The following is a 6341-nucleotide window of genomic DNA, read 5'->3' as shown; positions in this document are numbered from 1 at the left end:
CCGAAACCAGAAATACCACAGGTTTTTTTGATAGTGGATTGGTTTTAGTGATCACAACGGTGTTGTATACTTCCTCTATGGTTTTATAATTCAACACTTTTTCGGGCTTGCCTGTAATATGGATCCTGCCGTTGTTCAGCATCACCAGGTTGTCACAGTATTCTCCCGCCAGGTTCAGCTCGTGAATGATCATCAATACCGTCAATCCCATTTCGGTATTCAACCGCTGAATCAAATTCAATACCTGCACCTGATGGGTAATATCCAGATGGGAGGTGGGTTCGTCCAGAAGAAGCAGTTTCGGTTCTTGTGTTAAAGCCCGTGCTATGGCAGCCAGTTGCTTTTCTCCTCCGCTGAGCTGATACATGTATTTATCCTTCAGGTTGAAAATGCCGGTTAATTTCAGATATTTATGAGCTATTGCATAATCTTCTGCTGACTCGAAAAACTGAAAAGTGCTTCTGTAAGGCATTCGTCCCATCAGCACATAATCTTCCATGGTTATCCCGGACTCTTCAATTTCCTGAGTGACGATGGCTATATTCCTGGCCCGGTCTTTATTTCTCATTTTGGTTAAATCCTGGCCGTCGAGTAGTAATGTACCTGTTTCTACCGGAAGTTCGGCGGTAATGCCCCGGAACAGGGTGGTTTTCCCCGATCCGTTGGGACCGATGATGCCAGCAAACTCACCTTTGGCTACATGGAATGTGATATCAGATATATAAAATTTATTTCCGTAACCACATTTTAGATGCTCTATTTGAAGCATATTGATCTTTTTATAACAATTTCATTCGTGTTCTGCTCAATACCACCACGAAAACCGTGCCCCCTATAATTCCTGTAATGACTCCTATCGGCAGTTCATTTGGAGCAATGATGGTGCGGGCAACCAGATCCGAAAAAATCAGAAAAGCTCCTCCGCCCAGGAATGAACTTATTAACAATATTCTGTAATCCGTGCCCACGATCAGGCGCATCAAATGGGGTATGATCAGGCCAACGAAACCGATGACTCCGGAAATGGCAACGCACATGCCTGTCATAAGGGATGCCAGTATAAAAAGAATCCGTATGGTGATTTCCGTGTTAATACCCAAATGTTTGGCTTTGGTTTCACCCAAACGAAGTGCATTAAGGGGTTGTGCAAAGAGATACGTGATGCCCAATCCTATTACAGAAACCCATAATGTAACATGAATCAACAGGGTATTGGTCTCGTCAAGAGAGCCCATCATCCAGAATATAATGCCCTGCAGGTTTTCGGCCGTGGTAATGGCCATCAGAAGCATCATGGCCGAGGATACAATAAAGCTGATCATTACCCCTATAAGAAGCATGTTTTGAATCTGGATTTTTCCATTGCGCAGGCTTAAACTATACACGAGAAAGATCGTGAGCAGGGCTCCTGCAAATCCGGCAAGGGGCATCATGAAACTGCCTATAACGCGGTGCAGCCCAAACACAATGATGATTGAAACGCCTAGCGCCCCGCCACCTGAAATTCCAAGCGTATACGGTTCAACCAGAGGATTACGGTAAATTCCCTGCAATATAACCCCGGAAAGACTTAGCGAACCTCCTACAGCCAGCCCGAGAAGGGTTCGCGGCAACCTGATCTTGTTCATAATGGAATAGATGACACTGTCTCCCTGTTTTCCTATATATTTTGGCAAATCGAAGACGGAAATGTCTATTTCACCCATTGTGAGAGAAAGCAGCAGGGCGCTGATCAGAATGAGCAGCAATGCGGCTACCGAAAAAATCCAAAAAAGATACTTGTTTCTTATGCTTTTAGTATTCGATTCCTTCACGTGCATTAATATTTCTATCGAATGGATGTTTTACCTTTTCAATTCTGCTGACATAATCAGCCATCTCAATCAGTTTATCGGTTGCTCCTCTGCCGGTTAATACCACTTCCAGTTCCGGCGGGCAATTTTTAATGAACTCCACCAACGTTTCTTCTGCCAGAAAGCCACTGCTAAGCGAAGCAAGCACCTCGTCCAGTATTAACAGATCAAACTTATGATCCTTTATCCGCTCGCTAAGTTTTACAAACTGTTTGTTTGTCAGAGCAGCGTGCTCTTCATTATCAATTTTTTTATCAAAGAAAGGGTGGCCTTCGGCAATACCGTGCACTTCGGCACCCAGTTTTTTTAGTGTGGAGATTTCCGTATAACCGTATTTTTCCGGTTCTTTATGAAAATATGCATAACAAACCTTTAGCCCATGGCCAAGCGCTCTTATGCTTAAACCAACAGCACTCGTTGTCTTACCTTTTCCGTCTCCGGTATAAATATGTATCAAACCTTGTTGCATTGTAATAAAGGGTTAAATATGAGATTTAATATTTGATTTAATGATATACCAATTCAATGATCTTTCCCAACACTTCTATAAAAGAAACAGGAGTTGGGCTGGAAGCCTGATCGGCATCAATGGTGAAGATGTTGTTGTTTTTTGAAGCTTTCAGATTGGGGTATTCCTGCCATGTTTCTTTTTCTTCTTTTCCAACAACCCCCATGGTTACAATTATGATCACATCAGGATTTTCAGCAATAACCCTTTCTCTGGATATGGTTCCGGTTTTAAGGTCTGCTGCTATATTTTTTCCGTTGGCATAACGGATATAATCATGCATAAATGAATTTGAAGTAGCTGCAAACAAGGGATCAGCCCCGATTTCTATAAAAAATTTAAGTTTTTTGCCCTTTGGAATTGTATTTCGCAATGAATCCAGCTTTTCTCTTTGTTTTTTGACAATCGTCGAAGCTTTGTCTGCCCTGCCGGCCAGCTCACCGATTGTATTCATCTGCCTGCAAATGGCTTCGAAAGATTTGGGCATTTCCAGATATTTTACCGTAATATCAAGTTTTCTGAGGTTATTAATGACTTTTTCTTTGGTGAGTGTGCTTGCCAGAACGAGGTCGGGCTCCAGTGTGGCAATTTTTTCAATGTTTACTTCCGTTGCAGAGGCTACCAACTCGCTGTTTTTGAGCTTTTCTTCCGGGCAGTATGAAGTATGCCCGACCACATCATCTTCTACGCCTAGAAGGATCAATTGCTTTGTAATAGAGGGGGTCAGTGATACAATGCGCAAACCCTCATCTTTTGAGGCGTTGTTTTCTGGCTGTTCAGTGTTGCAGGAACCGGAAAATATCAATATGATTGCTGCAACAATTAAAGCAATTTTCTTATTCATGGTTACATTTTTATTTTACTGTTTAATACTTCGGCATTTTCAAAAGAGGCCATATCATTGAGAAAATTTACGGCAGACCGGATAATGGGATAGGCAACCGCAACACCTGTTCCTTCTCCCAATCGCATATCCATATTGAGCAATGGCATTGCTCCCAGATATTCCAGTAATTTTGCATGCCCCTTCTCTCCCGATTGATGAGAGAAGATACAATAATCCAGTATTGCCGGGTAAAGCTTATATGCCAGCAAGAGCGCCACGGTGGTATTAAAACCATCCACCAGTATGGTCATTTTGTTTTCTGCAGCCTGCAGAAAAGCGCCGGTCATCATGGCGGTTTCAAAACCTCCGTAACGGGCAAGGATTTCCACTTCGGAATCACTGGATTTGCAATGAGAGAGACTCCGGGTAAGGAGTTCTGTTTTTCTTTGCAGTCCTTCGTCATCCAGACCGGTACCTCTTCCGATGCAGGTTTCCAAAGGGAAGCCTGTCAACAGATGCATGAGTAGGGCAGAGGAGGAGGTATTGCCGATGCCCATTTCTCCGAAACCCACCACATTCACTCCATCTCGGTGTAAATTTTGAACGCATTCCCTTCCTTTTTCTATTGCCTGCTCACACTGTTCTTCTCTCATTGCCGGGCCTTCCAGGAAACTTTTTGTCCCCTCACCTATTTTATAATCAATAAGCTGGTCTCTGATGGAACTTTCAAAGGCTCTCATTACTCCGGCATCTACTATCTTGAGATGAATTCCGTTTTGACCGGCAAATACGTTGATGGCAGCTCCGCCTTTCACAAAATTGATGACCATTTGTCTGGTTACTTCCTGGGGATAAGCACTGACCCCTTCTCCGGCGATGCCATGATCCGCTGCAAAAACCACTATAGTCGGATGGTTCAGTTCGGGGTGAAGGGTTTGCTGAATGGTGCCGATCTGCATGGCCACTTCTTCCAGCCGTCCCAGAGAACCCACAGGCTTGGTTTTTCCGTCGATCTTTTCTTTTAATCCTTTTTTTATGGAAGCATCGGGTGTGTCAATATCGAATTTCAGTTTCATGTTCACGTCATAGTTTGATTAAAGTAACGGCATTTTATTCAATACCCATTATTTGATTTTTAAAGGTAAACCGGAAACCAGAAGGTAGGCTTCGTCAGCCATCTCTGCTATGTATTGATTTACCCATCCCTGAAGATCGGCAAATTTCATCTGGACCATATTATCGGGATGGCCTCCCATTCCAATCTCATTTGAAACAATGATGAATTCAGCGTTTTGCTTTGCAATGGCATCCAGTTCCGATTTTGCCTCGTTATATGAAGTTTCAATATCATTGCTGTTGTCATAAAAGAAATTGGTCAGCCACAGTGTAATACAGTCTAAAACCACTGTTTGGCTGTCAAACTGATGTCTGCTGAGGTACTTTTCTTCTTCAATGGTTGTCCAATTGTCACTTCTATCCAGCCGGTGTTTTTCTATCCGTTCCTTGTGATCCTCATCCCATACTCTGGAGGTCGCAAGAAAAACGGGGACATCTGTTTTTCTGAGGGCCAGATTTTTTGCATAATTGCTCTTGCCGCTTCTTCTTCCGCCTGTTATGAAAATGGTTTTTGCCATTATTCCGGTGAAGTTAGAAATTCAATCTCGTACTGATTTTCCCCAAAATATTGGGTTGAGATCAATTCGCCATAGTGCACTTTTATGGAATAGCTTTTATTGAGGGGCGTCTCTAAAATTCTGCTAAATATCGATTTAATCACACCTCCATGCGTTACCACGGCCATAGGACCATTGGAGTTTTGGATGGTTTCATCCCAAAACCCGGCCACTCTTTTATAAAGATCCATATGGCTTTCCCCACCGGGAGTCGGAGCATACACAAAATCATTGATCCATTGTCCAAGTGCTTTTGGGTCGATCTTGTCCCATTTCTGTAGCTCCCACGCTCCGAAGTCAAGTTCCATGATTCTGTTATCGGTATGAATGGTTGAATGATCCGGCTTAATGGTATGGGCCAGAAGGGAGCATCTTTTAAGCGGGCTGGTATATATGGTTTCAATTTCTGTAAAATCTATTTTTTTCCGGATCCGGGCTACCGTTTGTTCAAATTCCGCCTTCGTTACATCCACGTCCGATTGTCCGTAGAAAGTGCCCTCGGGAACATCCGGTTTTGAGTGTCTGATAAGGTAAATGTTCATATTATTGAATTTTGGATTTCCACATATAGGATAACAAAAATATAAAAAGATGTTTCAGTGATCTGTTGTAAAGCTCCCAGGCAGTCACCTGTGTATCCGCCGATCCATTTTTTGATGTATCGGGCATAGACATGTTTTATCAGCAGAATAACCGGAATGATCAGGAGAAAGCCAAAATGGGGGAAAAATAAGAATGGAAGGAGGGCAGTTATTGAAGCGAAAATCAGTTCAGGGCGGTTGAGCTCTTTGCCAATGGGTTTGGATTTACCGGTATGGTCATCGCGGACATACTTGTGGGTGAAGATCAGTAAGACGGCGCTGTACCTGCTGAAAGTATGGCCTGTAATAAGGGCTGCGGGCAAAATGGATACAGGAATTTGGCTCATTGACAAAAATTTGGTAAGCATAAGCATAACCAGGCCGATCACACCGAAAGCCCCGATCCGGGAATCTTTCATGATCTCCAGGATTTTTTCTTTGGTCCATCCTCCACCGAAACCATCGCACACGTCGGCAAAACCATCTTCGTGAAAGGCTCCTGTAAGCAATATGGAAATGGCCATGCTTAAAACAACAGCTATTTCAACCGGTAAGATGGGGTTGAGCAACATGAAGCCCAATGCTGAAAGGCCTCCCACCATCCATCCGATAACCGGCAGGTATTTGTTGCTGTGGTTGAGGTATTCCTGCGAATATTCTATCTCTCCCACCGGGATTCGGGTAAAGAACATCAAAGCGGTCCTGAATTTGTTGATTTCCTGTTTCATATTGTATTCAGGTATTTTCTTCCACGGGTATGCCTCCAAAATCTTTAAGGCATTGCACGCACAAACAGTCGTTGTAACGGCTGGAGATTTTTTTACGGACATCCCCGGAAATAATAATTTTTGCACAACCACAGTTCAGAATATCGTTGTTCCTGCATTCAAATGATTTACC

General features: G+C 43.2%; 9 protein-coding genes. All 9 read right to left on the bottom strand.

From position 1 onward, the window contains the following. Positions 1-769: ABC transporter ATP-binding protein (locus tag KGY70_15345; GenBank protein MBS3776570.1), on the bottom strand; the 769-nt coding region annotated here is incomplete at its 3' end. Positions 770-779: 10 nt separating this feature from the next. Next, positions 780-1820 carry an iron ABC transporter permease gene (locus KGY70_15340; GenBank protein MBS3776569.1) on the bottom strand — a complete coding sequence of 347 codons (1041 nt, stop codon included), beginning with the start codon at positions 1818-1820 and terminating at the stop codon, positions 780-782. After that, positions 1795-2322, bottom strand: a complete 528-nt coding sequence (locus KGY70_15335) for a cob(I)yrinic acid a,c-diamide adenosyltransferase (GenBank protein ID MBS3776568.1) — start codon at positions 2320-2322, stop codon at positions 1795-1797. Before KGY70_15335 ends, KGY70_15340 begins: the two co-directional genes overlap by 26 nt. 37 nt (positions 2323-2359) lie before the next feature. Then, the gene (locus KGY70_15330) at positions 2360-3205 is read right to left on the bottom strand and encodes an ABC transporter substrate-binding protein (GenBank protein ID MBS3776567.1); all 846 of its coding nucleotides are present in this window, start codon (positions 3203-3205) and stop codon (positions 2360-2362) included. Between the two features lie 2 nt (positions 3206-3207). Then, positions 3208-4263, bottom strand: a complete 1056-nt coding sequence (cobT, locus tag KGY70_15325; protein MBS3776566.1) for a nicotinate-nucleotide--dimethylbenzimidazole phosphoribosyltransferase — start codon at positions 4261-4263, stop codon at positions 3208-3210. 48 nt (positions 4264-4311) lie between these two features. Then, positions 4312-4821 (bottom strand): bifunctional adenosylcobinamide kinase/adenosylcobinamide-phosphate guanylyltransferase, encoded by a 510-nt coding sequence (locus tag KGY70_15320; protein ID MBS3776565.1) that lies wholly within the window; start codon positions 4819-4821, stop codon positions 4312-4314. Next, a complete protein-coding gene (cobC, locus tag KGY70_15315; GenBank protein ID MBS3776564.1) occupies positions 4821-5402 on the bottom strand; it encodes an alpha-ribazole phosphatase in 582 nt (193 codons plus the stop codon). The genes KGY70_15320 and cobC overlap by 1 nt, the downstream gene beginning before the upstream one ends. Beyond that, positions 5399-6169, bottom strand: coding sequence for an adenosylcobinamide-GDP ribazoletransferase (locus KGY70_15310; protein ID MBS3776563.1), 771 nt, complete (start codon positions 6167-6169; stop codon positions 5399-5401). Before KGY70_15310 ends, cobC begins: the two co-directional genes overlap by 4 nt. Positions 6170-6176: 7 nt before the next feature. After that, positions 6177-6341 (bottom strand): cysteine-rich CWC family protein (locus KGY70_15305; protein ID MBS3776562.1); only part of this gene is annotated, 165 nt, incomplete at its 5' end.

This window comes from Bacteroidales bacterium, assembly GCA_018334875.1.
Classification (GTDB): domain Bacteria; phylum Bacteroidota; class Bacteroidia; order Bacteroidales; family UBA12077; genus JAGXLC01.
Note: the sequence above shows the minus strand (reverse complement) of the source record. Positions and strands in the feature narration are given on the sequence as shown.

What these genes read in the sequence shown, in the direction of transcription:
- KGY70_15340 (MBS3776569.1), bottom strand. Translation starts at nt 1,820, where the DNA reads ATGCACGTGAAGGAATCGAATACTAAAAGCATAAGAAACAAGTATCTT.
- KGY70_15335 (MBS3776568.1), bottom strand. Translation starts at nt 2,322, where the DNA reads ATGCAACAAGGTTTGATACATATTTATACCGGAGACGGAAAAGGTAAG.
- KGY70_15330 (MBS3776567.1), bottom strand. Translation starts at nt 3,205, where the DNA reads ATGAATAAGAAAATTGCTTTAATTGTTGCAGCAATCATATTGATATTT.
- cobT (MBS3776566.1), bottom strand. Translation starts at nt 4,263, where the DNA reads ATGAAACTGAAATTCGATATTGACACACCCGATGCTTCCATAAAAAAA.
- KGY70_15320 (MBS3776565.1), bottom strand. Translation starts at nt 4,821, where the DNA reads ATGGCAAAAACCATTTTCATAACAGGCGGAAGAAGAAGCGGCAAGAGC.
- cobC (MBS3776564.1), bottom strand. Translation starts at nt 5,402, where the DNA reads ATGAACATTTACCTTATCAGACACTCAAAACCGGATGTTCCCGAGGGC.
- KGY70_15310 (MBS3776563.1), bottom strand. Translation starts at nt 6,169, where the DNA reads ATGAAACAGGAAATCAACAAATTCAGGACCGCTTTGATGTTCTTTACC.